At 73.3% G+C, this 24,424-nt stretch carries 22 protein-coding genes; 11 read left to right on the top strand and 11 right to left on the bottom strand.

Going from position 1 to position 24,424, the window contains the following annotated elements:
* Positions 1–111 precede the first annotated feature (111 nt).
* Entirely contained in the window at positions 112–753 is a 642-nt protein-coding gene (locus ACGFIA_RS24385) for a TetR/AcrR family transcriptional regulator (RefSeq protein WP_357385144.1), read from the bottom strand.
* A gap of 78 nt (positions 754–831) precedes the next feature.
* Between ACGFIA_RS24385 and ACGFIA_RS24390 the strand changes: the two genes are divergently transcribed.
* The 4 genes from ACGFIA_RS24390 (at position 832) to ACGFIA_RS24405 (ending at position 5,813) form a co-directional block, all read left to right on the top strand.
* The gene (locus ACGFIA_RS24390; protein ID WP_357385146.1) at positions 832–1,284 is read left to right on the top strand and encodes an SCP2 sterol-binding domain-containing protein; all 453 of its coding nucleotides are present in this window, start codon (positions 832–834) and stop codon (positions 1,282–1,284) included.
* 1 nt (position 1,285) lies between these two features.
* Positions 1,286–2,500 carry an acyl-CoA dehydrogenase family protein gene (locus ACGFIA_RS24395; protein ID WP_357385148.1) on the top strand — a complete coding sequence of 405 codons (1,215 nt, stop codon included), beginning with the start codon at positions 1,286–1,288 and terminating at the stop codon, positions 2,498–2,500.
* Between the two features lie 167 nt (positions 2,501–2,667).
* The gene (locus tag ACGFIA_RS24400; protein WP_357385150.1) at positions 2,668–4,233 is read left to right on the top strand and encodes an AMP-binding protein; all 1,566 of its coding nucleotides are present in this window, start codon (positions 2,668–2,670) and stop codon (positions 4,231–4,233) included.
* Between the two features lie 77 nt (positions 4,234–4,310).
* On the top strand, positions 4,311–5,813 hold the full coding sequence (locus tag ACGFIA_RS24405; protein WP_357385152.1) for a N,N-dimethylformamidase beta subunit family domain-containing protein: 1,503 nt from the start codon (positions 4,311–4,313) through the stop codon (positions 5,811–5,813).
* A 60-nt stretch (positions 5,814–5,873) separates the two neighbouring features.
* On the opposite strand, the gene ACGFIA_RS24410 is transcribed toward ACGFIA_RS24405, so the two are convergent.
* The 5 genes from ACGFIA_RS24410 to ACGFIA_RS24430 all read right to left on the bottom strand — a co-directional run bounded on the left by ACGFIA_RS24410 (position 5,874) and on the right by ACGFIA_RS24430 (position 10,800).
* Positions 5,874–6,401, bottom strand: coding sequence for a hypothetical protein (locus ACGFIA_RS24410; protein WP_357385154.1), 528 nt, complete (start codon positions 6,399–6,401; stop codon positions 5,874–5,876).
* Positions 6,402–6,714: 313 nt separating this feature from the next.
* Complete coding sequence (locus tag ACGFIA_RS24415) at positions 6,715–7,209, bottom strand: SigE family RNA polymerase sigma factor (protein ID WP_357385324.1); 495 nt, start codon at positions 7,207–7,209, stop codon at positions 6,715–6,717.
* 60 nt (positions 7,210–7,269) lie between these two features.
* On the bottom strand, positions 7,270–8,517 hold the full coding sequence (gene purD, locus ACGFIA_RS24420; protein WP_357385156.1) for a phosphoribosylamine--glycine ligase: 1,248 nt from the start codon (positions 8,515–8,517) through the stop codon (positions 7,270–7,272).
* A 90-nt stretch (positions 8,518–8,607) separates the two neighbouring features.
* Positions 8,608–9,366: a type IV toxin-antitoxin system AbiEi family antitoxin domain-containing protein gene (locus tag ACGFIA_RS24425; protein ID WP_357385159.1), complete on the bottom strand. Its 759-nt coding sequence runs from the start codon at positions 9,364–9,366 to the stop codon at positions 8,608–8,610.
* Between the two features lie 144 nt (positions 9,367–9,510).
* Positions 9,511–10,800 (bottom strand): adenylosuccinate synthase, encoded by a 1,290-nt coding sequence (locus ACGFIA_RS24430; RefSeq protein ID WP_357385161.1) that lies wholly within the window; start codon positions 10,798–10,800, stop codon positions 9,511–9,513.
* Positions 10,801–10,921: 121 nt separating this feature from the next.
* On the opposite strand from ACGFIA_RS24430, the gene ACGFIA_RS24435 reads away from it, so the two are divergent.
* A complete protein-coding gene (locus tag ACGFIA_RS24435) occupies positions 10,922–11,920 on the top strand; it encodes a diacylglycerol kinase family protein (RefSeq protein WP_357385163.1) in 999 nt (332 codons plus the stop codon).
* A 74-nt stretch (positions 11,921–11,994) separates the two neighbouring features.
* Positions 11,995–13,917 carry a chromosome partitioning protein gene (locus tag ACGFIA_RS24440; RefSeq protein WP_357385165.1) on the top strand — a complete coding sequence of 641 codons (1,923 nt, stop codon included), beginning with the start codon at positions 11,995–11,997 and terminating at the stop codon, positions 13,915–13,917.
* Between the two features lie 51 nt (positions 13,918–13,968).
* Here the strand turns inward: ACGFIA_RS24440 and ACGFIA_RS24445 are convergent, their stop codons facing one another.
* Positions 13,969–14,397: a DUF3151 domain-containing protein gene (locus ACGFIA_RS24445; RefSeq protein ID WP_357385167.1), complete on the bottom strand. Its 429-nt coding sequence runs from the start codon at positions 14,395–14,397 to the stop codon at positions 13,969–13,971.
* Between the two features lie 262 nt (positions 14,398–14,659).
* Here ACGFIA_RS24445 and ACGFIA_RS24450 point away from each other — a divergent pair, with 262 nt between their 5' ends.
* Positions 14,660–15,871 (top strand): hypothetical protein, encoded by a 1,212-nt coding sequence (locus tag ACGFIA_RS24450; RefSeq protein ID WP_357385169.1) that lies wholly within the window; start codon positions 14,660–14,662, stop codon positions 15,869–15,871.
* 93 nt (positions 15,872–15,964) lie between these two features.
* Here the strand turns inward: ACGFIA_RS24450 and fbaA are convergent, their stop codons facing one another.
* Both fbaA and ACGFIA_RS24460 read right to left on the bottom strand, forming a co-directional pair.
* Positions 15,965–16,987 carry a class II fructose-bisphosphate aldolase gene (fbaA, locus tag ACGFIA_RS24455; protein WP_013283394.1) on the bottom strand — a complete coding sequence of 341 codons (1,023 nt, stop codon included), beginning with the start codon at positions 16,985–16,987 and terminating at the stop codon, positions 15,965–15,967.
* Positions 16,988–17,181: 194 nt separating this feature from the next.
* On the bottom strand, positions 17,182–17,565 hold the full coding sequence (locus tag ACGFIA_RS24460) for a phage holin family protein (protein WP_184680857.1): 384 nt from the start codon (positions 17,563–17,565) through the stop codon (positions 17,182–17,184).
* A gap of 137 nt (positions 17,566–17,702) precedes the next feature.
* On the opposite strand from ACGFIA_RS24460, the gene ACGFIA_RS24465 reads away from it, so the two are divergent.
* Complete coding sequence (locus ACGFIA_RS24465; protein ID WP_357385172.1) at positions 17,703–17,912, top strand: hypothetical protein; 210 nt, start codon at positions 17,703–17,705, stop codon at positions 17,910–17,912.
* A 12-nt stretch (positions 17,913–17,924) separates the two neighbouring features.
* On the opposite strand, the gene ACGFIA_RS24470 is transcribed toward ACGFIA_RS24465, so the two are convergent.
* Together ACGFIA_RS24470 and ACGFIA_RS24475 are read right to left on the bottom strand one after the other, a co-directional pair.
* Positions 17,925–18,965 (bottom strand): LCP family protein, encoded by a 1,041-nt coding sequence (locus tag ACGFIA_RS24470; protein ID WP_357385174.1) that lies wholly within the window; start codon positions 18,963–18,965, stop codon positions 17,925–17,927.
* Positions 18,965–19,447, bottom strand: coding sequence for a SigE family RNA polymerase sigma factor (locus ACGFIA_RS24475; RefSeq protein WP_357468441.1), 483 nt, complete (start codon positions 19,445–19,447; stop codon positions 18,965–18,967). Before ACGFIA_RS24475 ends, ACGFIA_RS24470 begins: the two co-directional genes overlap by 1 nt.
* 120 nt (positions 19,448–19,567) lie before the next feature.
* Between ACGFIA_RS24475 and ACGFIA_RS24480 the strand changes: the two genes are divergently transcribed.
* From ACGFIA_RS24480 to ACGFIA_RS24490, 3 genes are read left to right on the top strand one after another with little or no spacing between them, the layout of a single operon-like run.
* Positions 19,568–21,022, top strand: coding sequence for a 3' terminal RNA ribose 2'-O-methyltransferase Hen1 (locus tag ACGFIA_RS24480; protein WP_393262294.1), 1,455 nt, complete (start codon positions 19,568–19,570; stop codon positions 21,020–21,022).
* Positions 21,019–23,535 (top strand): polynucleotide kinase-phosphatase, encoded by a 2,517-nt coding sequence (locus ACGFIA_RS24485; RefSeq protein WP_357385180.1) that lies wholly within the window; start codon positions 21,019–21,021, stop codon positions 23,533–23,535. Before ACGFIA_RS24480 ends, ACGFIA_RS24485 begins: the two co-directional genes overlap by 4 nt.
* A gap of 23 nt (positions 23,536–23,558) precedes the next feature.
* A complete protein-coding gene (locus ACGFIA_RS24490; protein ID WP_357385326.1) occupies positions 23,559–24,404 on the top strand; it encodes a DedA family protein in 846 nt (281 codons plus the stop codon).
* The last annotated feature ends 20 nt before the right edge of the window (positions 24,405–24,424 follow it).

Consider the following 24,424-nt stretch of genomic DNA (forward strand, 5'->3'; position numbering starts at 1 on the left):
CATCCGCTGGGAAATCCGCGACGACATCCACGAAGCCTTCCTCAGCCTCGCCTGCGCCCTCATCTGCTGGCGCCAACTCCAACGTTAGGAGTTCTAAGAAGGGGCCCTTCCTTACACAGCGGCGGGTGGGTGCCAGGTGACGCCGCGCAGGAGCTGGTCGGCGCCGAGCCAGGCCACGTTCATCATCCGCGTGGCGGTCTTCCCGGCGTCGGCCTCGGGGTGGTCGGCCAGCCAGTCGGCGAGCGACTCACTGGCGCCGACCAGCCCGTACGCGACCACCTCCAGGTCGGTGGCGCCGATCTCACGGCCGGACGCGCGCAGCGCGTGGTCGAGCATCCCGGCGACCACCTCGACCAGCCGGCCGCGCATGGCGGCGAGTTCGGCGGCGAACGGCTGGGAGCCGCGCGCCTGCCGGTAGAGCACCGCCCAGCCGTCCCGGTGTGCGCCGACGAAGCCGAAGAACGCGCGCAGCCCGCGCCAGAGCCGCTCGTCGGCGGGCAGGTCGGGGGCGGCGGCGCCGGCGATCGCCTCCATCATCCGGGTGCTCTCCCGGTGCAGGCAGGCGATGAAGAGTTCCTCCTTGGTGCCGAGATAGGCGTAGACCATCGGCTTGGAGATGCCGGCGTCGTCGGCGATCTCGTCCATGCTGGCGGCGTGGAAGCCGCGGCGGGAGAACACCTTCACCGCCGCGTCGAGCATCTGCTGCTCGCGTACGGCCCGGGGGAGGCGCTTGAAGGTCGGCGTGCTGGACACCCTTGCGAGCATACCTACCCGTGCGTAAGGTTACGCCAGAGTAACCAAAATGGCCCCGCCCGAGAGGTGCAATCCCCCATGACTGACTTCGACCCCGCCAACTTCGCGAACGTCGGCCCGAAGGAGTTCGCGCAGCTGGTCAAGTCCACGCCGGACGCCAAGATCGCCGAGATCATGTCCGGCGAGTCGCGCGGCAAGATCCTCAGCGAGGTCTTCAACCGGATGCCCGCGCTGTTCCGTGCCGACCGTGCCGGCGCCACCAACGCGGTCATCCACTGGAACATCACCGGCCGCCCGGACGGTGGCACCGACACCTACGAGGTCGTCATCGAGAACGGCACCTGCACCGCCTCGGAGACCCCGACCCGCGACCCGAAGCTGAGCCTCACCATGGGCCCGGTCGAGTTCCTGAAGATCATCACCGGCGGCGCCAACCCGGTGATGATGTTCATGACCGGCAAGCTGAAGGCCAAGGGCGACCTGGGCCTGGCCGCCAACATCGCCAACCTGTTCGACATCCCCAAGGCCTGACATGGCCGAGTTCTCGCTCGACCTGAACGAGGAACAGCGGGACCTTCGCGACTGGGTGCACGGCTTCGCCGCCGAGGTCGTGCGCCCGGCCGCGGCCGAGTGGGACGCCCGGGAGGAAACCCCCTGGCCGATCATCCAGGAGGCCGCGAAGGTCGGCCTGTACGGGTTCGAGTTCCTCGCCACCTGCTGGGCCGACCCCACCGGCCTCTCCCTGCCGATCGCCAGCGAGGAACTCTTCTGGGGTGACGCCGGCATCGGCCTGAGCATCTTCGGAACCTCCCTCGCGGTCGCCGCGATCTACGGCGCCGGCACCCCCGACCAGCTCGTCGAATGGGTGCCGCAGTGCTTCGGCGACGTCGACTCCCCGGCCGTCGCCGCGTTCTGCACGAGCGAGCCGGAGGCCGGCTCCGACGTCGGGTCGATGCGTACCCGCGCCGTCTACGACGAGGCCACCGACGAGTGGGTGCTCAACGGGCAGAAGGCGTACGCCACCAACGGCGGTATCGCCGGGGTGCACGTGGTCACCGCCTCGATCGAGCCCGAGCTGGGCTCGCGCGGGCAGGCCGCGTTCGTCGTACCCCCTGGCACGCCCGGCCTGACCGCGACCCGCAAGCTGCGCAAGCTGGGCCTGCGCGCCTCGCACACCGCCGACGTCTTCCTCGACGACGTCCGGGTGCCCGGCCGCTGCCTGCTCGGCGGCAAGGACGCGCTCGACGAGCGGCTGGCCCGCGCCCGGTCCGGGCAGCGTGCCTCCGGCCAGGCGGCGATGCGGACGTTCGAGCTGTCCCGCCCGACAGTCGGCGCGCAGGCGCTGGGCGTGGCCCGCGCCGCCTACGAGTACGCGCTGGACTACGCCAAGGAGCGGGTCCAGTTCGGACGCCCGATCATCTCCAACCAGGCGGTAGCGTTCGCGCTCGCCGACATGAAGATGGAGATCGACGCGGCCCGGCTGCTGGTCTGGCGCGCGTCCTGGATGGGCCGCAACAACCGGCCGTTCACCGCCGGCGAGGGCTCGATGTCCAAGCTCAAGGCCGGCGAGGTCGCCGTCTCGGTGACCGACAAGGCGGTCCAGCTCCTCGGCGGCGCCGGCTTCCTGCGCGACCACCCGGTCGAGCGGTGGTACCGCGACGCCAAGATCTACACCATCTTCGAGGGCACCTCCGAGATCCAGCGGCTGGTCATCTCCCGGGCCATCTCCGGGATGCAGATCCGCTGACCGCCGGCGGGCCGCGGCCCGACCCGTGACGACGCCTCGTGCCGTCACGGGCCGGGCCGCCGCTCCCGGGCCGACCCGAACCGCGATCGGGCACAAGATCACGCCGAACCGGACGGCAGACCGTCCGGAGCCTGGTCGACGAACCACGAACGCGAAGGAGTTGCGCCTTGGACCTGCCGTTCATCGCCGCCACGCTGACCCGACGTGGACTACTCGCCCCGGGCGGACCGATCCGCGTGGTCTCCCAACTGAACGCGCTACGCCGGTGGGGCTGGAGCCTCGCCGGGGAGCTGCGCCAGGCCGCCGCCCGCGACCCCGGCCGCGTCGCGGTGGTCGACGAGCGCGGCGCCACCATGACGTACCAGGAACTGCTCGACCGCTCCGAGCGGCTGGCCCGGTCGCTGCGGTCCCACCTCGGCGTGCGGACCGGCGACCGGGTCGGCGTGCTCTGCCGCAACCACCACGGCCTGATCGAGGCGATAGTCGCCGCGATGCTGCTCGGCGCGGACGCCGTCCTGGTAAACACCGGGCTGTCCGCCGCGCAACTCGTGACGGTGGCCGAGGAACAGGGCCTGCGCGTCCTGGTGCACGACGGCGAGTTCACCGAACGGGTCCTCGGCCTCCCGCCCGAGCTGTACCGGGTCGACGAGCGGCGGCAGGAGGAGCTGATCGCCGCCGCCGTGCCCGGCGAGAAGCTCCAGCCGCCGGAGCGCGACGGCCGCACCATAGTGCTGACCTCCGGCACCACCGGCGCGCCGAAGGGCGCCCGCCGGCCCACCCCGCACGGCTTCGGCCCGCTGGTGTCCATCATCGACCGCATCCCGCTGCACGCGCGGAACACCGTGATGATCGCCGCGCCGGTCTTCCACACCTGGGGGTACGCGGCGCTCCAGGTCTCGTTCGCGCTGCGCGCCACAGTGGTGCTGCACCGCCGTTTCGACCCGGCCGCCACGCTCGCCGCGCTCACCGCCCAGCGGTGCGACGCCATGTTCGCCGTACCGGTGATGCTCCAACGGCTGATGGAGGTCGCGCCGCCGCAGCCCCGGCCGCCGCTCAAAGTGGTGGCGGTGAGCGGATCCGCGCTGCCCGGCAACCTGGCCACCGCGTTCATGGACCGCTACGGCGACGTGCTCTACAACCTCTACGGCTCGACCGAGGTCTCCTGGGCCTCCATCGCCGGCCCCGCCGAGCTTCGTGCCGCGCCCACCACGGCGGGACGCCCGCCGCACGGCACCCGGCTGGCCATCCTGGACGGCACCGGCCGCCCGGTCCGCGACGGCGAGGTCGGGCGGATCTTCGTGGGCAACGAGATGCTGTTCGAGGGCTACACGTCCGGCGCCGGGCGGGAGAGCCGCGACGGCCTGCTGGACACCGGGGACCTGGGCCGGCTGAACGCCGACGGGCTCCTCTTCGTCGACGGCCGCGCCGACGACATGATCGTCTCGGGTGGCGAGAACGTCTTCCCGTCCGAGGTGGAGGATCTGATCGCCCGGCTGCCGCAGGTCCGCGAGGTCGCCGTGATCGGCGTACCGGACCCCGACTACGGTCAGCGGCTGGCCGCGTTCCTGGCGCTGCACACCGGCGAGACGCTCGATCCGGAGGCGGTCCGCGAGTACGTCCGGCGCTACCTGGCCCGCTTCTCCGTGCCGCGCGACGTGGTGTTCGTCAAGTACCTACCGCGCAACGCCACCGGCAAGGTGCTCAGCCGGGAGCTGCGCCGCTACTTCGACTGATCCACATCGGTCAGACAGCCGGTGCCTCCCGATGCTACGGTCTCCCCCGATCGAACGGGGAGACGGGGTGTGCCACAATGGACCGATTTCGGCGTCGTACCGCTCTCGGCCTTCTCGTCGGCGGCGCGTCCGCCGCCGCCCTCGGCCCGCTCGACCCGGTCTTCGGCGGCCGGCCCGGCGACTCACCCAACCGGTTGCCGATCCCGCCGGTCTCGCCGGTCGAGCGGGAGAACCGCGCCGCCGGTGAGCCGTGGTGGCCGGAAGACGACGGCCAGGCCGCCGACGACCGGCGGCGCCAGATCCAGGGGTACGCCTCGACGACGAGCGTCGCCCCCGGCGAGGAGATCACGTTCCACGTCGCGGTCAACCCGGCCGGCCGGTTCCGGATCAGCGTGCACCGCCTCGGCTGGTACGGCGGCGCGGGCGCCCGCACGATGCTGACCAGCCCCGAGCTGCGCGGCGTACCGCAGCCCGTGCCGGACGCCGACCCGGACACCGGCGTGCTCGACTGCCGGTGGCCGGTGTCCTGGCGGCTGTCCGTCCCGCACGGCTGGGCCTCCGGCCTCTACCAGGCGGTCTTCACCTCGGCCGACGGCTGGCGGGCGTGCACGCCGTTCGTGGTGCGCGACGACAGGCGTCCGGCCGCGCTCTGCGTGGTGCTGCCGGTGACCACCTGGCAGGCGTACAACCAGTGGCCACGCGACCGGCGGAACGGCAAGAGCCTCTACGGCGGCTACCGGCCCGACGGGCGGCGCGACCCCGAGCTGCGGGCCCGCGCTGTCACGTTCGACCGTCCCTACTCCGGTGCCGGCCGGCCCTTCCACTCCGACCGCGACGAGAACGCGATCCGGTGGCTGGAACGCAACCTCTACGACGTCACCTACGCCACCAGCTTCGACCTGCACTCCGGGCGGCTCGACCCGGCCCGGTACCGGGGCCTGGTGTTCTGCGGGCACGACGAGTACTGGTCGGCCGAGATGCGCCGCGCCACCGAGGTCGGCCTGGCCGGGGGCACAAGCCTGGCGTTCCTCGGCGCGAACAGCGTCTACTGGCACGCCCGCGTCCACCCCGCCGCCGACGGCCGGCCCGACCGGGTCGTCGAGTGCGCCAAGACCGACCCCCGCCGGGGTGCCGACGGCAGCGACCCGACGTTGACCTGGCGCAACCTCGACCAGCCGGAGCAGGCGCTGCTCGGCGTGCAGTACAACGGCATCGTGCTGACCCCGCAGCCGCTCGTGGTGCGCGGCGCCGACCACTGGGTGTGGGCCGGCACCGGCGTGGCCGACGGCGACCGCATCCCGGGTGTGGTCGCGGGCGAGGCGGACGGGGTGCACACCGCCCTCGCCCGGCCCGCCGGGACCACGCTCAGCTCGTCGCCGTACCCGGCCCAGCAGGGCGGGCGGCGGGTCCAGAACAGCCACGTCCACGAGACGGCACGCGGCGCTGTGGTCTTCGCCAGCGGCACGCTGGGCTGGACCATGGCACTGGACCGGCAGGGGCACCGTGACCCGCGCATCGAGCGGGCCACGGAGAACGTGCTCGACCGGATGGCCGGCCGGCGTCGCACGACATCGACCTGATCCGAGCCGCTACCGGCTCCGGCCGCCCGCCACCCTGTCCGCCGAGCGGGAGAACATCATTCACGGATAGAGCGTCAGCCCTGGTGCCTGCGCCAGAGCCGCCAACTGACCGACGGTGAGCAGTGGATTCCGGGCCCCGCGGGTCGGCTCGCGGTTCGCACCGACCTCCGCGTTGCTGGTGGTCACCGTCACCGTGGTGCCGTCCGTCCGCGCCACGACCGCCTGGCGCTGCACCACCCCGGGCACCCCGTACGGCGTCTCGATGACCAGCAGCGCACCGCCGTCGGGCAGCTCGGTCGTCGTGCAACGGTCGCGGGCGAGGGTGTACTGCTCGCAGTCGAGCCGCTCGCCCGCCCCGGTGGGTCGGACCGAGACGTGCAGGGGCCCCTGCTCGGTGGCCGTGGCCAGTCGCCCGCCCGCGGTGTACTCCCGGTAGCTCCGCTCGTACTGGAACTGCGGCGCGGTGCAACCGGGCAGGACCCCGCGCACGGTGACGCCGGACGGCACGTCGTTCTTCAACGCCTCGCGCAACTCCGCCGACAGGCGCTGCACGGCCGCCGCCGGCGCTTCGGTGGGAAGCGTCCGCACCGTCGGATCCGACTGCATCGGCGCGGTTGGTCCACTCGGCCTCGGCGTCACCGGTGCGCAGGCGGGCGTCGTGGGAGAGCCGACGGGCCCAGGCCATCCTGGGGCTGGGCGGCCCGAGGACGGGTCGCCTCCTCCCAGGCCCCGCAGGACGGGCGGGGCGACGAGCACCGACGCCAGCGTCACCGCCACCACGGCACCACCCGTCATCCATCCACGCCTCCGGCGATCCCGGTGATAGGTGGTGATCAGTCGGTCCAGGTCGATTCGGCTGGGTGGCGCCTCCGCTGTCGCCGCCCGCAGTTCCCGCATCAGCTCATCCATCGGTCCGCACCTCCAGACGGCCTCGCAGCGTCTTGAGCGCTCGCGCGGCTTGGCTCTTCACTGTCCCCGGGGAGCAGCCGAGTTCCCGCGCCGTCTCCTCGACCGACAGGTCGCAGAAGTAGCGCAGCACCAGGACGGCTCGCCGTCGTGGTGGCAGCTCGGCCAGCAGAGCGAGGAGGCTGAGACGTTCGGCGCTGTCCTCCGACACGGTGTGGACTCCGGTGTCCGGCACCTCCGCCCAGGAGCGCTCCCGCCGCCAGGGTCGGCGACGCTCGTCCAACCACACGCGCAGCAGTATCCGCCGGACGTAGGCGTCGGGATCGTCCATCGCAGAGACCCGGCGCCAGTGCCGGAGCAGTCGGAGCAACGCGGCCGACACCAGGTCGTCGGCGGTGTGCCAGTCGCCGCAGAGCAGGTACGCGGTACGCCGCAGCGGCTCCATGCGCGCCACGACATACGCGCGGTAACCCTCGATGTCCACCGGCAACCCGGCCACCTCCTCGCTTCCCCCTTCAAACGGAGGAAGCGACCGGCCGGGTTGCCCGGATCAGCGGGGAATCGTGACCCGTCCGCCGACCGCCGCGGCGGCGATGTCGGTGCGGTGGTGGGAACCGGCCAGCTCCACGTCGCGTACCAGGGCGTAGGCGGCGTCGCGCGCGGCGGCCAGATCCGGCCCGGTCGCCGTACCGCAGAGGACCCGGCCGCCCGCGGAGCGCAACGTGCCGTCGGCGTCCCGGCGGGTGCCGGCGTGGATGATCCCGGCGCGGTCCGCGCCGGTGATCACATCACCGGTACGCGGGCCCGCCGGGTAGCCGTCGGCCGCCACCACGACGGTGACCGCCGCGCCGTCGCGCCAGCGCAGCGGCGGGTGCGCGCCCAGCGTGCCGGCGGCGGCGGCGTGCAGCAGCCCACCCAGCGGCGTCTCCAGCAGGGCGAGCACCACCTGCGTCTCCGGGTCGCCGAAGCGCGCGTTGAACTCGATCACCCGTGGGCCGGACGGGGTGATCGCCAGGCCCACGTAGAGCAGACCGGCGAACGGGGTGCCCCGGCGGCGCAGCTCCGCCAGCGTCGGGTGCACCACGTCGCGCATCACGTCGTCGACCAGGCCGGGCGGGGCCCACGGCAGCGGCGCGTACGCGCCCATGCCGCCCGTGTTCGGCCCGGTGTCGCCGTCGCCGACCCGCTTGAAGTCCTGCGCCGGCAGCAACGGCACGGCCGCCTCGCCGTCGGTCACCACGAACAGGGAGACCTCGGGACCGGACAGGTACTCCTCGATCACCACCCGGCCGCACTCCGCCGCGTGCCGCTCGGCGGCCGCCCGGTCGTCGGTCACCACCACTCCCTTGCCGGCGGCGAGCCCGTCGTCCTTCACCACGTACGGTGCGCCGAACTCGTCCAGCGCGTGCGCCACGGCCCCCGCGTCCTCGCAGGTGTACGCGCGTGCGGTCGGCACACCGGCGGCGGTCATCACGTCCTTGGCGAACGTCTTCGAGCCCTCCAGCCGGGCCGCCTCCGCGCTCGGGCCGAACACCGCGATGCCCTTGGCGCGTACCGCGTCGGCGACGCCCGCCACCAGCGGCGCCTCCGGCCCGATGACAACCAGGTCGGCCGCGACCTCGACGGCGAGGGCCGCCACTGCTGCCGGGTCGGTGGGTGTCACCTCCCGCAGCTGCGCCACGGCCGCGATCCCCGGATTCCCCGGAGCCGCGACAAGTGCCTCGACGGCCGGATCCCCGGCGAGCCCGAGCGCGAGAGCGTGCTCCCGCCCACCACCACCCACAAGAAGTACGCGCACGACCGGCATCCTACTGACCACCCCACCCCTCCCCGTCGATCAAGGAGTTTGCGTCTCAGATTCGCGTGCCGAGGTCCGCAAACTCCTTGATCACCGGCGCTTCAGGGCGTGTTTGACCGTCTGGGGGATGTAGTCGGGGCGCAGGGTGTCGGACCAGGTGAAGCGGAGGATCCGCCAACCGGCGTTCACCAGGCGGTTCTGCCGGAAGCGGTCCGCGTAGACGGCCTCGGGCGTCAGGTGCGGGGCCCGGCCGTCCGCCTCGGCCAGGAATCCCCGCGCGGCAACCGCCCCCGGCGTCCCGTGAGGTGCGCGAGCACCAGAGAGGTCGCTCTCGGCCAGGATCCCCTGGTTGAGCGCGGAGTCGAGAACGCACACCGCCGGGTAGCGCCGAGCCCGCAGCAACACGTCGGCGACCGTGCGCGCCGGGGTCGTAGCCGGGATGTCGCCGGCCCGGCACACGTCCGCGTCGGCGAGCGTCAACTGGTGCACGGTCAGGCCGGGCTCCCCCCGCCGCTGCACGTGCGGTCGATCCGGCGGCACCGAGACGTGGATCGCCTCCGTCTGCGGAAGGCCGGCGATGCCGTGCAGTTCGGCGGCGGTGCCCAGCACGGCGACCGCGCCCGGCCCGAGGCTCGCAATCGTCGCCCGGATCACGGCCTGTCGTAGCGCCACCGGTGCCGGAACGGCGGGAAACGGCAGGTAGCAGCCACGTGAGACGCGCGTCCATCGCCCGGAGCGGACGAGGTACCGGATCCGCTCCCGGCCCAGGCCCAGCCGCAACGCCTGCCCCGCCGTCACGAACCCGCCCTGCGTCGCGGCCAGCCGCGTCAGCTCGTCGAATTCACCCACCCGCGCAGGCTCTCCCGCGCTACCCCACAGCCGACACCCCTGTGGACAACCTTGTGGATAACGAGAACGCCCTGCCCGCCTCCGCCCCGCCCCCGGCCGCCCTCGCCCGCAACCGCCCTCGCCCCGGGGGGTGAGGGGTGGGGGTTAGGGGAGGAGGGGGTGGCGGAGGACGTTTTCCTCTCGGCCTGGGCCTACGCCTACCACGCTCACGCGGGTGCCGGTCAGTTCCTCGATGCGGGCGATGTAGCGGCGGGCGTTCTCGGGGAGCTCGTCCTCGGTCCGCGCCTTGGTGATGTCCTCCCACCAGCCGTCGAGCTCTTCGTAGATCGGCGTGGCGTGGTGGAAGTCGGTCTGCGTCATCGGCATGTCGTCGAAGCGCTCGCCGTTGATCTCGTAGCCGACGCAGATCGGCACCTTCGCGAGGCCGGTCAGCACGTCCAGCTTGGTGACCACCAGGTCGGTGACGCCGTTGAGGCGGCACGCGTACCGGGCCACGACGGCGTCGAACCAGCCGCAGCGGCGCTCCCGGCCGGTGGTGGTGCCGTACTCGTGACCGACCTTGCGCAGGTGCTGCCCGTTGTCGTCGAACAGCTCGGTCGGGAACGGGCCGGAGCCCACCCGCGTCGTGTACGCCTTGCTCACCGCGATGACCTTGGTGATGGCGGTCGGCGGGATGCCCGCGCCCACGCACGCCCCGCCGGCCGTCGGGTTCGACGAGGTGACGAACGGGTAGGTGCCGTGGTCCATGTCGAGCATGGTGGCCTGGGCACCCTCCAGCAGCACGGTCTCGCCGCGGTCGAGCGCGTCCCAGAGCATCACCCGGGTCTCGGCGATGTACGGGCGTAGCCGCTCGGCGTACCGGAGGTATTCCTCGACGGTCTCCTCGACGTCGATCGCCTTACGGTTGTAGATCTTGAACAGGAGCTGGTTCTTCTCGCGGAGCGCCAGCTCCAGCTTCTTGCGCAGGATGCCCGGGTCGAGCAGGTCCTGAAGCCGGATGCCCATCCGGGCGACCTTGTCGCCGTACGCGGGACCGATGCCCCGGCCGGTGGTGCCGATGCGGGAGCTGCCGAGGTAGCGCTCGACCACCCGGTCCAGCGCCCGGTGGTGCGGCATGATCAGGTGCGCGTCGCCGGAGATGCGCAGGCGGGACACGTCCACGCCGCGCTCGGCGAGCCCGTCGATCTCCTGCAGCAGCACCTTCGGGTCGACCACCACGCCGTTGCCGATCACGATCATCGCGCTCGGTGACAGCGCACCGGACGGCATGAGGTGCAGCGCGTACTTCTGGCCGTCCGGCGTGATCACCGTGTGGCCTGCGTTGTTGCCGCCGGAGTAACGCACGACGTAGTCGACCCGCTCACCCAGCAGGTCGGTAACCTTGCCCTTGCCCTCGTCGCCCCACTGGGCGCCGAGCAGCACGATCGCTGGCATCTTCTCGCCTCCAGAAGGCTCGGGTGCCAGGTGGCGACCGGTCAGCGAGCCCGGGGTGTCAGGCTAACAAGTAGTGACGGTGGGACCAGCAGGGGTTGGTCAAGAACCAGGAGGCTCCTTCGTGTACGACGTGGTGCTGCTCACCCTCGGCTCGGAGCGGGACGCTCCCGGCGGTGGCTGCGGCAGCGGCGGCGCCTGCTGCGGCGGCGCGGACGACACCGCCGCCGAGAGCGGCGAGGAGCGCTGCGAGACGCCGCGCGTACCGGTGCTGGCCTGCGCGGACGAGCTGACCGCCCGGGGCGCGCGGGTGACCACCGTGACCGCCCGGTCGGACAAGGAGATCGACGAGGTGCTGGCCCGCCTCGACGGCCCGCCGCGTGCCGACGGCCTCACCTGGCCGGATTCCGACGGCAAGACCCGGCTGATCGTCGCCACCGCCAGTGACGGTCAGTTGCGCGCCGTCCTGCGCCGGCTGGTGCGCCGGTACGCTCCGCCGCCGAGCCGCCGCCCCGACGATCTGGCCGACAACCGTACGGTGCCCGACCTGCCGCCGGTCGGCGTACTCCCGCTCGATCCGGCCCGGTCCGGGACGGCGCGGGACCTGGCCGCGCAGCTCGGGCTGCCCCGGGATCCGGCCGGCGTGGCCGCCGCGGTGCTGGACGGCACCGCACGGCGGCTGGACCTGCTGCGCAACGACGGCGGCTCGGTGACGCTGGACGGCGCGCTGCTCGGCGCCGCCGACGACGCGGGCCGGCCGCTGCACTGGCGGGCCCGGGTCGAGGTCGACGGTGCGGTGCTCAGCGACGGCTCCGAGCCGATCACCGCGTGCGCGATCGGAAACGCGGGCGGGTACGGGCGCCTGGGCGAGGTGGACCTGCTGGCCGACCCGGATCCGGCCGACGGGCGGGTGACGGTGGGCGTCGCCGTACCGGTGGTCACCCGGTCGGCGTTGGGCCGGAAGAAGGTCCGGCTGGAGGTACGCCGGGCGCGGGGACGCGCGGTGGCGGTCGTGCCCCGTGACGAGAAGGTCCCCTTCCTCGACGACGGCGTCGAGGGCGAGCTGAGCCGCAAGCGCTCCTGGTGGACCGAGCCGGGCGCCTGGGCGGTCTGGACGGGCTGACCTCGGTCGATTCCCACCCGGCTCGCGCCGCTGGCCGAACCGCCTATCCTCGGCGGAGGGAATGGGGAGGAACCGTGGTGCACGAGAACGACGACCGGGCCCACGTACCGGGCCGACCGCAGGTGCCGCAGCGGGACGTCGAGCCGCTCTGGCCGCCGGAGGAGACCGACGCGGCGGCGGCCGCGATCCCGCCGTGGGCGTCGGTGCCCTGGCCGCTCCCGCCGGCGGACGCTCCCACGCCGGCGGCGGACGTCCCGGCGCCCGCTGTCGACCTGGACCGGCCGTTCACGCTCGACCAGGCGGCTTCCGGCCCGGCCGAACCGGCGGCGTCCGGCTCGCCGGCCACGGCGCCGGTGAGCCCGCCTTCGCCAACGCAGCAGCAGGTGACGCCCGTCCCCGAAACCACGCCGGTCCCGCAGGCCACGCCGGTTCCGGAGACCCCGCCGGTTCCGGGGGCCGGTGGCGAGGGTGCCGGGAACGGGCGGACCACCTCCCCCTGGGCGCAGCCGCCGCAGCGGACCACGCCGGAGAGCGCCACCACGCCTGATCCCGCTTCCGACGCCAGCGCGGCTGCGTGGCCCGGCGCACCGGAGGCCGACGGCACCGTCTCCGGCCGCGCCACCGTCGCCGGGCCACCGCCACCCGACGCCCTCCAGGCCGAGGGCCGGGCCACGGTCACCGCGCCACCGCCACCCGACACTTTCCAGGCCGAGGGCCCCGTCTCCGGGCGTGCCACGGTGGCCGGGGCAGCGCTCCCGCCGCCGTCGCCGGAATCCGGCGCGGGGCCGGGAGGGCCGGGCGATCCCACCCCGGAGCCGCCCCGGCTCGGACCGTTCCCGCCGTCGCCGGGCGTGCCGGCGCAGCCGTCCCCCTACGGCAACGGCTACCCGCAGCCCGGGTACCCGCCGCAGCCCGGTCAGGCCGGCTGGTACCCGCCGCCCGGCTGGACGCCCCAGGCCGGCCCGCCCCAGCCGGGCGTCCCGGTGCCTCCGCAGGCGCCGGTGTCCGGCCCCGTCGTGCCCCCTCCACCGCATGCCCAGCCGGAGCAGGGCTGGACGCCTCAGCAGGCGGTGCCGCCGACCGCCGAGGACTTCGCCCGCCGCCGCCAGGCCCGGCCGGTCGACCCGGTGGCCACCATGGGCGTACGCGCGGTGGTCAACAAGATCGGGCTGGTCCGGCTCGCGCCCGGGCGGCACGAGCAGGAGGTGCGGCGCGACATCGAGATGGTCCGCCGCAACTTCGGCGGGCTGCGCCAGGTGACTGTGGTCAACCCGAAGGGCGGCGCCGGCAAGACGGTCGCCATCCTGCTGCTCGCCATGACGTTCGGCCAGAAGCGCGGCGGGTACGTGCTGGCCTGGGACAACAACGAGACCCAGGGCACCCTCGGCATGCGGGCCCAGCAGGACTTCCACGCCCGTACGGTGCGGGACATGCTGCGCGACCTGTCCCAGTTCCAGGGTCCGCACGGCCGGGTCGGTGACCTGTCGCAGTACGTCCGCTCACAGGGCGAGGGCATGTTCGACGTGCTGGCCTCGGACGAGTCCGCGACCGGCGGCGAGATGCTCACCGCCGCCGCGTTCGCGGAGATCCGTGAGGTGGTCAGCCGGTTCTACAAGCTGATCTTCGTGGACACCGGGAACAACGTCCGGGCGCAGAACTGGCAGGCCGCGATGGACGCCACCGACCAGCTCGTGGTGACCATGTCGGCGCGTAACGACTCGGCCGAGACCGCCGCCCGGATGCTCGACCACCTGGAGCAGAGCGGCCGGCAGCGGCTGGTCCGGCAGGCGGTCACCGTGGTGTCGATGCCGCCGTCGCGCAAGGAGATCGACCTGCCCGCCATCCAGGCCCACTTCGCGGCGCGGACCCGGGCGGTGCTGCTGGCGCCGTACGAGCGGCTCATCGACACCGGCGAGCCGCTGCGGTACGGGCAGCTCTCCTCCGCCACCCGCGACGCCTGGCTGAAGATCGCCGCGTCGGTGGCGGAGGGGCTGTAGGACGGGCGCGACGGCCGGCACCCGGGTCGGGGCCGGCCGTCGCGGCGGTGGTCACTCGCCGGACAGCGCGTCCCCGGCGACCGGGTCGCAGTCCCGGAGGAACTGGGCGCAGCGGGCCGCCTCGTCCGCCTCGCCGATCTCCCCCGCGGCACGGGACAGCACGTAGAGGCAGCGGAGGAAGCCCTGGTTGGGCTCGTGCGACCAGGGCACCGGGCCGTGGCCCTTCCAGCCGTTGCGGCGCAACTGGTCCAGGCCCCGGTGGTAGCCGGTGCGGGCGTACGCGTAGGCGGTGACGACCTGATCCGCGGCGAACGCGCGGCCGGCCAGCGCGGCCCAGGCCGCGCTGTAGGTCGGGAAGCGGGCCGCGACCTCGGCGTACGCCTCGTCGGTGCCCTGCTCGGCCGCCACCGCGAGCGCGGCGTCGGCCTCCTCGTGGGCCGGGAGCAGGGTGGCCGGTGGCTCAGGCAACAGGTTATGCATCGCCCCATTCAACCCGCTTCGCCCTCGGGTACGCGAGAGGGCCCGCCCGTACGGTTGGCTGAACGGCTGAGGGTTTCGTCACGCCTGCGGCGGGAGCACACGTACCCGCGGCCCATGCCGCCGCAGTGGTTCTTGCACTACAAATACAGATCCGGAGCCTCCCCAGGACCCGGTTACGCAGGAGCCCGGCGGCGTGCCCGCCGGGCTTCTGTCGTCTTCGCCCCCGGTTTCGGCACTTGCCGTGCGGGGGCAGGATGGCCTGGTGCCGACCCCACCACCCGCGGACGTCATCGAGCCGCACGCGCCCCACGTCAACGAGATCGAGACCCGCACCGCGTTCGAGCAGCGGCTGGCCGGGGGGACCCTGGCCGGGCTGACAGTGCAGGGCCTGCGTCTCGACCTCGACCCGGTACCCGACCTGCGCGACGTCGACGTCACCGGCACCCTCTTCGTGGGCTGCCGCTTCGCCGGCCGCGAGGTGGGCGCGGACCTGGTCCGCCGGGGCGCCAACGTGGTCCCGCCGTTCTCCGGGCTGCCCTACCCGACGCAGCCGTCGCACCTATACACCGCCGACGAGCTGGCTGCCGGGTTCGCCGAGGGCGGCTTCGCCGGGATGTACGACACCCGGGTGTACGCGCACTTCCGGGCGCACGGCGGCGCGCTGCCGGACGTACGCGAGGCGCTCGGGCAGCGACTGCACGACCACGGCGTGGACAACGCGCTGGCCGACGCCACCCGGTCGTGGCTGGCCGCGCACGGGCCGCAGTCGGTGGTGGGGGTGATGGGCGGGCACGCGGTGCCGCGCGGCAGCGTCGCGTACCGGATGGCCGCGGTGCTGGGCTGGGAGCTGGCGCGGGCCGACCGCCTGGTGGTCACCGGCGGCGGTCCGGGCGTGATGGAGGCGGCGAACCTCGGCGCGTTCCTCGCGGCCTGGCCGGCCGAGGAGCTGACCGCCGCGATCGACGTGCTCGCCGTCGCGCCGGACTTCACCGACCACGACCGGTACACGGCGGCGGCGCTGGCGGTGCGCGAGCGGTACTCGGGCGGCCCGTCGCTGCCCTCGCCGCGCCCGTCGGCACCCGGCACCGAGTGGGCCCGTTCCGGCGGGCTGGCCATCCCCACCTGGCTGTACGGCCACGAGCCGGCGAACCTGTTCGCGGGCCGGATCGCGAAGTACTTCTCCAACGCCATCCGGGAGGACACGATCCTGCGGCTGGCCCGGGGCGGGATCGTGTTCGCGCCCGGCAAGGCCGGGACCGTGCAGGAGGTGTTCCAGGCGGCCACCAAGACGTTCTACGGCACCGACGGGGCGAGCGGGGCGTACGTGTTCCTGGACCGCACGTACTGGACGACCGAGCTGCCGGTGGAGTCGCTGCTGCGGCCGCTGTTCGCCGCGTCCCCGTTCGGCGACCTGTCGCACACCGTCCACCTGACCGACGACGTCCGCGACGCCGTCCGGGTGCTGGTGCGGTGAAAGGAAGGGCCCCCTCTTAACGCTTCCGGTAGGGGAAGGGCCCCTTGTTAACGCCGACGCGTTAACAAGGGGCCCTTCCTTACACGCGGGGTGTCACTTCATGGTGGTGCCGGTGGAGCGCAGGTGCTCGCAGGCCTCGACCACACGGGCGGCCATGCCGGCCTCGGCGGCCTTGCCCCAGACGCGCGGGTCGTACATCTTCTTGTTGCCGACCTCGCCGTCGACCTTCAGCACGCCGTCGTAGTTGCGGAACATGTGGTCCGCGACCGGGCGGGTGAAGGTGTACTGGGTGTCGGTGTCGATGTTCATCTTCACCACGCCGTAGTCCAGCGCCTCCCGGATCTCCGACAGCAGCGAGCCGGAGCCGCCGTGGAAGACCAGGCTGAGGGGCTTGTCCTTGCCGTACTTGGCGCCGACCGCGTCCTGGATCTGCTTGAGCACCTCGGGGCGCAGCTTGACGTTGCCCGGCTTGTAGACGCCGTGCACGTTGCCGAAGGTCAGCGCCGCCATGTAGCGGCCCTTCTCGCCCAGGCCGAGCGCGTCGACCATGGCCAGGCCGTCGTCGACGGTGGTGTAGAGCTTGTCGTTGATGGCGTTCTCGACGCCGTCCTCCTCGCCGCCGACGACGCCGACCTCGATCTCGAGGACGATCTTGCCCTTGGCGGCCTCGGCGAGGAGCTGCTCGGCGATCTCCAGGTTCTCCGCCACCGGCACGGCCGAGCCGTCCCACATGTGCGACTGGAACAGCGGCTCCTGGCCGCCCTTGACGCGCTCCTGCGAGATGGCCATCAGCGGCCGGACGAACTTGTCCAGCTTGTCCTTCGGGCAGTGGTCGGTGTGCAGCGCGATGTTGACCGGGTACTTCTTGGCGACCTCGTGCGCGTACGCGGCGAACGCCACGGCACCGGTCACCATGTCCTTCACGGACGGGCCGGACAGGTACTCCGCGCCGCCGGTGGAGACCTGGATGATGCCGTCGCTCTCCGCGTCGGCGAAGCCCTTGAGCGCCGCGTTCAGCGTCTGCGAGGAGGTCACGTTGATCGCGGGGTACGCGTACCGGCCGGCCTTGGCCCGGTCCAGCATCTCCGCGTAAGCCTCGGGGGAAGCGATGGGCATGTCGAACGCTCCTTACTTACCGCTCTCGGCCGTGCAGGCCGCTGTCTTCCATGGAGGGCGGCCGTTCCGGCCCCGGATCTTCCCCGGAGCCGACCGTTCCGGTCGCTGACGTCCACGGTGCGCCGGACCGCGCTGTCCACCGCGGGCAGTATCCCGCAGGAGCGTGAGCGGGGCGCAACCGGCCCGGACGCCGCTCACCTGTTCTCCAGCCGGTCCGGTACGACGACGCTGATCAGCCAGCTCACCACCGCGACCACGATGGCGCCCCAGAACGCGGCCCAGAAACCGTCGACGTGAAACGGGAGCTTCAGCACCCCGGCGATCCAGTCGGTCAGCAGGAACAGCAGCGCGTTCACCACGAGCGCGAACAGGCCGAGCGTGAGCAGGTAGAACACGCAGCCGAACACCTTGATGAGCGGCTTGAGCACCGCGTTGACCACACCGAAGACGAGCGCCACCACGATCAGGGTGAGCACGTTGTTGCCGGTGTTACGGCCGCTCACGTCCACCCCGGGCACGATCAGCGTCGCGATCCACAACGCGACCGCGGTGATCGCCAGTCGGATCAGAAAGCCCATGCCAAACATCCTGGCACCGGCCGCGCGCCGGGAGCGGGACAATCGCCGACTCCGCGTTCCGCCCGCCACCCAGCGGCGGCCCGGACCAGCCCGTACGGTGGTGGGGACGATGCCCGCACGGAGATCAGGGAGGGACGATGGGTCAGCCCGACGAGGACTTCGCGCCCGGTGACCACCTCGCCCCGGAGGAGCGGGATCTGGAGGCCGAGCCGGCCGACGCGGTCGAGCAGGCCACCACGGTGACCGACGACACCGACGGCGAGCCGCACCGCGGCATGGAGGTCGACGACTGGGACGCCATGGAGCAGGCCCGCGTCGTCACCGCCGACGAGGACGAGTACCGCTGATCCGGTGCCGGGTCACCGCAGGGCGGTGACCCGGGCCGGGTGGGTGGCGGCCCACTGCGCCAGCCGATCCGCGCGCAACGCGTCCAGGAATCCCGGCGCGAGCGCCGGGTCCGGCTCGAACCCGCGGCCGGTCCACTCGTCGCGCACCGGGAGAGCGAGCGCGACCGGTTCGGCGGCGCCGGCCCGGCCGGTCGCGCCCACCAGCGCCGGCAACGACAGGTCACCGGCGTCGATCGTGCCGGCCGTGCTGATCCGGACGAGCAGCCGGCTGAGCTGCGCCGGATCGGTCATCGTTCCCCGCTCGCGCATCTGGCGGAGCAGGCCGGCGGCGTAGCGCGCCGCGTTGCGGTCGCGGTCCAGTCCGCCGTCGCGCAGGTCGTACCGCTGCCGCAGCAGGTCCACCGCCGCCGCGCCGTCGAGCCGCTGGCATCCGGCCGGGAAACGCCGCTCGGTGTGCACCGAGCGCACCGGCTCCGGCAGGCAGACCGGTACGCCGCCGACCGCGTCGGTCAGCTCCCGCGCTCCCGGGTACGTGAGCACCGCGCCGGCGTCGACGCGTACCCCGGTCAGCCGGGCGACCGCCTGGCGGGTCGCCCGGTATCCGGCGGCCAGGTCGGTGCCCGACCCGGCGGCGCGGGAGAACGTCGCGTTGAGCTTCTCCGTCCCGCCCTGCGGCGGCACCGGCACCAGCAGGTCGCGCGGGAGCGACACCAGGTAGAGCCGGCTCCGGTCGGCCGGCACGTGCACCAGCAGCACCGAGTCGGCACGCCTGCTGCCGACCGGCTCGTCGACGCCGAGCAGCAGCAGGTTCAGCGCGCCGCCGGGCTCCGGCACCGGCTTGGTGAGCGCCGGCGCCGGCGGCCGGGGCGCCATCACCGTGAATCCGACGAGCGCGACGGCCACGACCACGAGCGCCGTGCTGGCCAGGCGTACGCGCCGACGGCGCCGGCGGCGGCTGATCACCATCCGGTCGACGGCGGCCCGGACCGGGCCCACGGGCGGGGTCGACTCCTCGAGGCGGGCGAACGCGGCCCGCAGCTCGTCCTCGATCATCAGCAGACCTCCACGTGTTCGGCTCGGAGGGTGGCCAGCGCCCGCGAGATGCTGGACCGGACCGTGCCCACGGCGCAGCCGAGCACCTCGGCGATCTCCCCGTCCGGCAGGTCCTCGTAGTAGCGCAGCACCAGCGCGGCGCGCTGCCGCCGGGGCAGCCGGGACAGCAGGGACCGGATCTGGTCCCGGTCCACGGCGGACTGGGCGTGGTCGGCCGGCGCGGGCACGGATTCGTCCGCCTCGCCGCGCAGCAGCACCCGCCGCGCCCACGATCCGCGCCGCCAGTCGACGAACTGGTTGGTGAGCATCCGGCGCACGTACCGCTCCGGAGCGTCGGTGCGGGCCACCCGCCGCCAGTTGAGCTGGACCCGGACCATGGTCTCCTGCACCAGGTCCTGGGCCTGGTGCGGATCTCCGGTCAGCATGACCGCGTACCGCAGCAGGGCGCCCAACCGCGCGTCGGCGAACTCCTCGTACGTCACTGCACCTCCCGGGTGTCCCGCATAGATGGACGGTCCCGGGCGGCCGGAACATTGCGGTGGCGTGCCGGATGCCCGGAAACCCCCACGACAGGAGCCGGAGACTCACGAGATCATCGACGGGTGCTGCTGACCCTGACCACGACTCACCGCCCCGCGACCGACCTCGGCCACCTCCTGGTGAAGCATCCGGACCGGGTGCAGAGCTTCGACCTGCCCGCCGGTGCCGCGCATGTGTTCTACCCGGAGGCGGACGAGGCGCGCTGCACGGCGGCGCTGCTGGTCGAGGTCGATGCGCTGAAGCTGGGCGGCGGCCGCCGGAACCGCGCGCCGGAGGGCTTCGCGCTCGGGCAGTACGTGAACGACCGCCCGTACGCGGCGTCGAGCCTGCTCTCGTCGGCGCTGTCGAAGGTGTTCCGCTCCGCCCTGCGGGGCGAGTCGCGCGATCGTCCCGAGCTGGCCGCGAGCGCGATCCCGCTGGCCGTACGGGTGCCGGTGCTGCGTTGCCGGGGCGGCGCCGAGCTGGCAGTACGCATCTTCGCGCCGCTGGGCTGGACCGTGACGGCCACCCCGATCCCGCTGGACGAGACGTACCCGGAGTGGGGTGACAGCCGTTACGTCGACCTGACGCTGACCGGCACGCTGCGGCTCGCCGACGCGCTCAACCACCTGTACGTGCTGCTGCCGGTGCTGGACGACGCCAAGCACTACTGGGTGGCGCCGGACGAGGTGGACAAGCTGCTGCGCGCGGGCGCCGGCTGGCTGGCCGGGCACCCCGAGCGGGGCCTGATCACGCGGCGCTACCTGGCACACCGCCGGGCGCTCGCGGGCGAGGCGATGGCCCGGCTGACCGAGCTGCGCCTGGCCGACGAGCCGCCCGCCGACGACAGCATCGAGCCGTCCGGCGTCGCGCCGTCGGAGGACGCCCGCCGGGCCTCCCTCGCGGTACGGCGGCGGGAGGCGGTGCTCGCCGCGCTGCGGGACAGCGGCGCGAGCCGGGTGCTGGACCTCGGCTGCGGTGGCGGCGCGCTGCTCACCGCGCTCGTCGCCGACCGGCGGTTCACCGAGGTGGTGGGCGTCGACGTGTCCGACCGGTCGCTCGGCATGGCGGCCCGGCGGCTGCGCCTGGAACGGCTGCCGGAGCGGCAGCGGGACCGGATCCGGCTGTGGCAGTCCGCGCTGACCTACCGGGACGACAGGCTCCGGGGGTACGACGCGGCGGTGCTGATGGAGGTGATCGAGCACCTCGATCCGCCGCGCCTCCCCGCGCTGGAGGACGCGGTGTTCGGCCACGCCCGGCCCGGCACGGTGGTGGTGACGACGCCGAACGTCGAGTACAACGTGCGCTACGAGGGGCTCGGGCCGGACCGGTTCCGGCACGCGGACCACCGGTTCGAGTGGACCCGGGCCGAGTTCGCCGCCTGGGTGGAGCGGGTGGCGGCGGCGCACGGCTACACGGCTGTCCTCGGCGGTGTGGGCGACGACGACCCGGAGGTGGGCACGCCGACCCAGATCGCGGTGTTCACCCGGCAAGAGCGGAACAACAGCAACGACCGGAAGGAGGCGACGAACCGATGACCGTCCTGGACATCCCCGAGCTGGCACTGGTGGCGCTCGTCGGCGTCTCCGGCTCCGGCAAGTCCACGTTCGCCCGGCGGCACTTCGCGCCCAGCCAGGTGCTCTCCTCGGACACGTTTCGCGGTCTGGTGGCCGACGACGAGAACGACCAGTCCGCGTCCGCCGACGCGTTCGACGCGCTGCACCACGTCGCCGCCATCCGGCTCCGCCGAGGGCTGCTCACTGTGGTCGACGCGACGAATCTCCAGCCGCACGCCCGCGCCGGGCTGATCCGGGTGGCCCGGGAGCACGACGTGCTGCCGGTGGCGATCGTGCTGGACGTGCCGGAGGCGGTGGCCTGGGAGCGTACCGAGGCGCGCGCCGACCGCACGCACGGCCGGCAGGTGCTCAACCGGATGCGCCGCGACCTGCGGCAGTCGTACGGGCGGCTGGCCCGCGAGGGCTTCCGCAAGGTGCACGTCCTGCGCGGGGTGGAGGAGATCGACGCCGCGGAGGTCCGCTACGAGAAGCTGTTCAACGACCGGCGGGAGCTGACCGGGCCGTTCGACGTGATCGGGGACGTGCACGGCTGCCGTACCGAGCTGGAGGCGCTGCTGTCCCGGCTCGGCTACGTGCTGAGCCGCGACGACGCGGGCCGCCCGGTGGACGCGGCGCATCCGTCGGGGCGTACCGCGGTGTTCGTCGGTGACCTGGTGGACCGCGGCCCGGACTCCCCCGGCGTGCTCCGCCTGGTGATGGGCATGGTGGCGGCCGGCAACGCGATCTGCGTGCCGGGCAACCACGAGCAGAAGCTGCTGCGCAAGCTGCGCGGGCGGGACGTCCGGCTGACCCACGGCCTGGCCGAGACGATGGAGCAGCTGGCCGCCGAGCCGCCGGAGTTCGTCGCCGGGGTGGAGACGTTCATCGACGGCCTGGTCAGCCACTACGTGCTCGACGGCGGCCGGCTCGTGGTGGCGCACGCCGGGCTGAAGGAGGCGTACCACGGGCGGGCGTCGGGCCGGGTGCGGTCGTTCGCGCTCTACGGCGAGACCACCGGCGAGACCGACGAGTACGGCCTGCCGGTGCGCTACCCGTGGGCGCGGGACTACCGGGGCTCGGCGATGGTCGTGTACGGGCACACGCCGACGCCCGTGCCGGAGTGGGTGAACAACACCATCTGCCTGGACACCGGTTGCGTGTTCGGCGGGCAGCTGACCGCGCTGCGCTACCCGGAGAAGGAGCTGGTCGCCGTCCCGGCGGTCAAGGAGTGGTACGCCCCGGCCCGTCCGCTGGTCCCGGTCGCGCCCGCGCGTCCGGACACCGTGCTGGACCTGGCCGACGTGACCGGGCGGCGGCACCTCACCCACGCGTACGGGTCGCTGACCGTGCCGGCCGAGAACGCCGCCGCCGCGCTGGAGGTGATGAGCCGGTTCGCGGTCGACCCGGGCCGGCTGGTGTGGCTGCCGCCGACCATGGCGCCCTGCTCCACGTCGAGCGTGGACGGTTTCCTGGAGCACCCGGCCGAGGCGTTCGCCGACTATCGCGGCGCGGGCGTGGACCGGGTGGTCTGCGAGGAGAAGCACATGGGTTCGCGGGCGGTGGTGCTCGTGGAGCGGGAGCCGGGCCGCTTCGGCGGCGGGGTGGTGCACACCCGTACCGGCCGGCCGTTCTTCGGCCCGCCGCTCGACGGCGAGCTGCTGGCGCGGGTGCGCGCCGCGGTCACCACCGCCGGTCTCTGGGCCGAGCTGGACACCGACTGGCTGCTGCTCGACACCGAGCTGCTGCCCTGGTCGGCGAAGGCGGGCGGGCTGATCCGCGAGCAGTACGCCGGGGTCGGCGCGGCCGGGCGGGCCGCCCTGCCGGCGGTGCTCGCCGCGCTGGACACGGCCGCCGGGCGCGGGCTGCCGGTGGCCGGGCTGCGCGACCGGATGGCCGGGCGGGCCGCCGAGGTCACCGCCTACTCGGCGGCCTACCGGGCGTACGTCCGCCCGACCGACGGCCTGCGCGGGGTGACGCTCGCGCCGTTCGCGGTGCTGGCCGGGGCCGGGGTGAGCTACGCCGACCGCGACCACGGCTGGCACCTGGCCCTGGCCGACCGGCTCTGCGCCGCCGACCCGGGGTTCTTCACCCCGACCCGGCGGCGGGTGGTGGACCTGGCCGACGAGTCGGCCGTGGCCGACGCCACCGAGTGGTGGCTGGCGCTCACCGCGGCCGGCGGCGAGGGCATGGTGGTCAAGCCGTACGCGGGCCTGGCCGCCCGGTCACCGAGGGGCTCGCTGCTCCAGCCGGGCATCAAGTGCCGTGGGCGGGAGTACCTGCGGATCATCTACGGTCCCGGGTACACCGACCCGGCTCAGCTCGCCGCGTTGCGCAGCCGTTCGCTGGGCCGCAAGCGCGGGATGGCGTTGCGCGAGCACGGTCTGGGCCTGGCCGCCCTGGACGCGCTGGCCGAGGACGCGCCGCTGTGGCGCCGCCACGAGCTGGTGTTCGCGATCCTCGCCTGCGAGTCCGAGCCGGTGGACCCCCGCCTCTGACGATGACGCCCGGTCCGGCCGATATGCCGGACCGGGCCGGGGTACCCTGTGTGGCCGTGGACACAGCAGAGAAGACCCGGATGTTCTCCGAGAGCGTGGCGCTGAACCCGCTCGACCCGAAGGACCTCATCCACACCTTCGGCATGATCGGCGTCTGGGTGATCCTCTTCGCCGAGACCGGGCTGCTGGTCGGCTTCTTCTTCCCGGGCGACTCGCTGCTGTTCCTGGCCGGGGTGGCGGCCTCACCGGTGGCCGACGCCATCTTCGGCGACGGCACCCGCCTCTCCCTGGCCGGGCTGATGATCGGCGGGCCGCTCTGCGCCATCGTCGGCGCGCAGCTCGGCCACTGGCTCGGCGCCCGGTACGGCCGCCGCATGTTCGAGAAGCCCAACTCCCGCCTGTTCAAGCGGGAGTACGTGGAGAAGGCGGAGTACTACTTCCAGAAGTTCGGCCCGGCGAAGGCAGTGGTGCTGGCCCGCTTCATCCCGATCGTGCGGACGTTCCTCAACCCGGTGGCCGGGGTGCTCGGCATGCCGGCCCGCCAGTTCTTCGTGTGGAACGTGGTGGGCGCGGTCCTCTGGGTGGACGGCATCCTGCTGATCGGCTACCTGCTGGCCCGGCAGATCTACGACGCCATCGGCGACAAGATCGACAGGTACATCCTGCCGGTGGTCGCGCTGATCATCGTGATCTCGGTACTGCCGATCTTCTTCGAGTTCCTGCGGGACCGGCGGGCACGCAAGCGCGGCGAGGCGGTCGCGGTGATCACCGCGGCGACCGTGGCCGGCACTGTGGACGCCGCCCGGGAGGGCATCGAGGAGCACCGGCCCGGGCACGGCGACGGGCACGGCGGTCAGCACCGCCGCTGAGCACGTACGGACACCGAAGG

This window comes from Micromonospora sp. NPDC049203 (assembly GCF_043197215.1).
Classification (GTDB): domain Bacteria; phylum Actinomycetota; class Actinomycetes; order Mycobacteriales; family Micromonosporaceae; genus Micromonospora.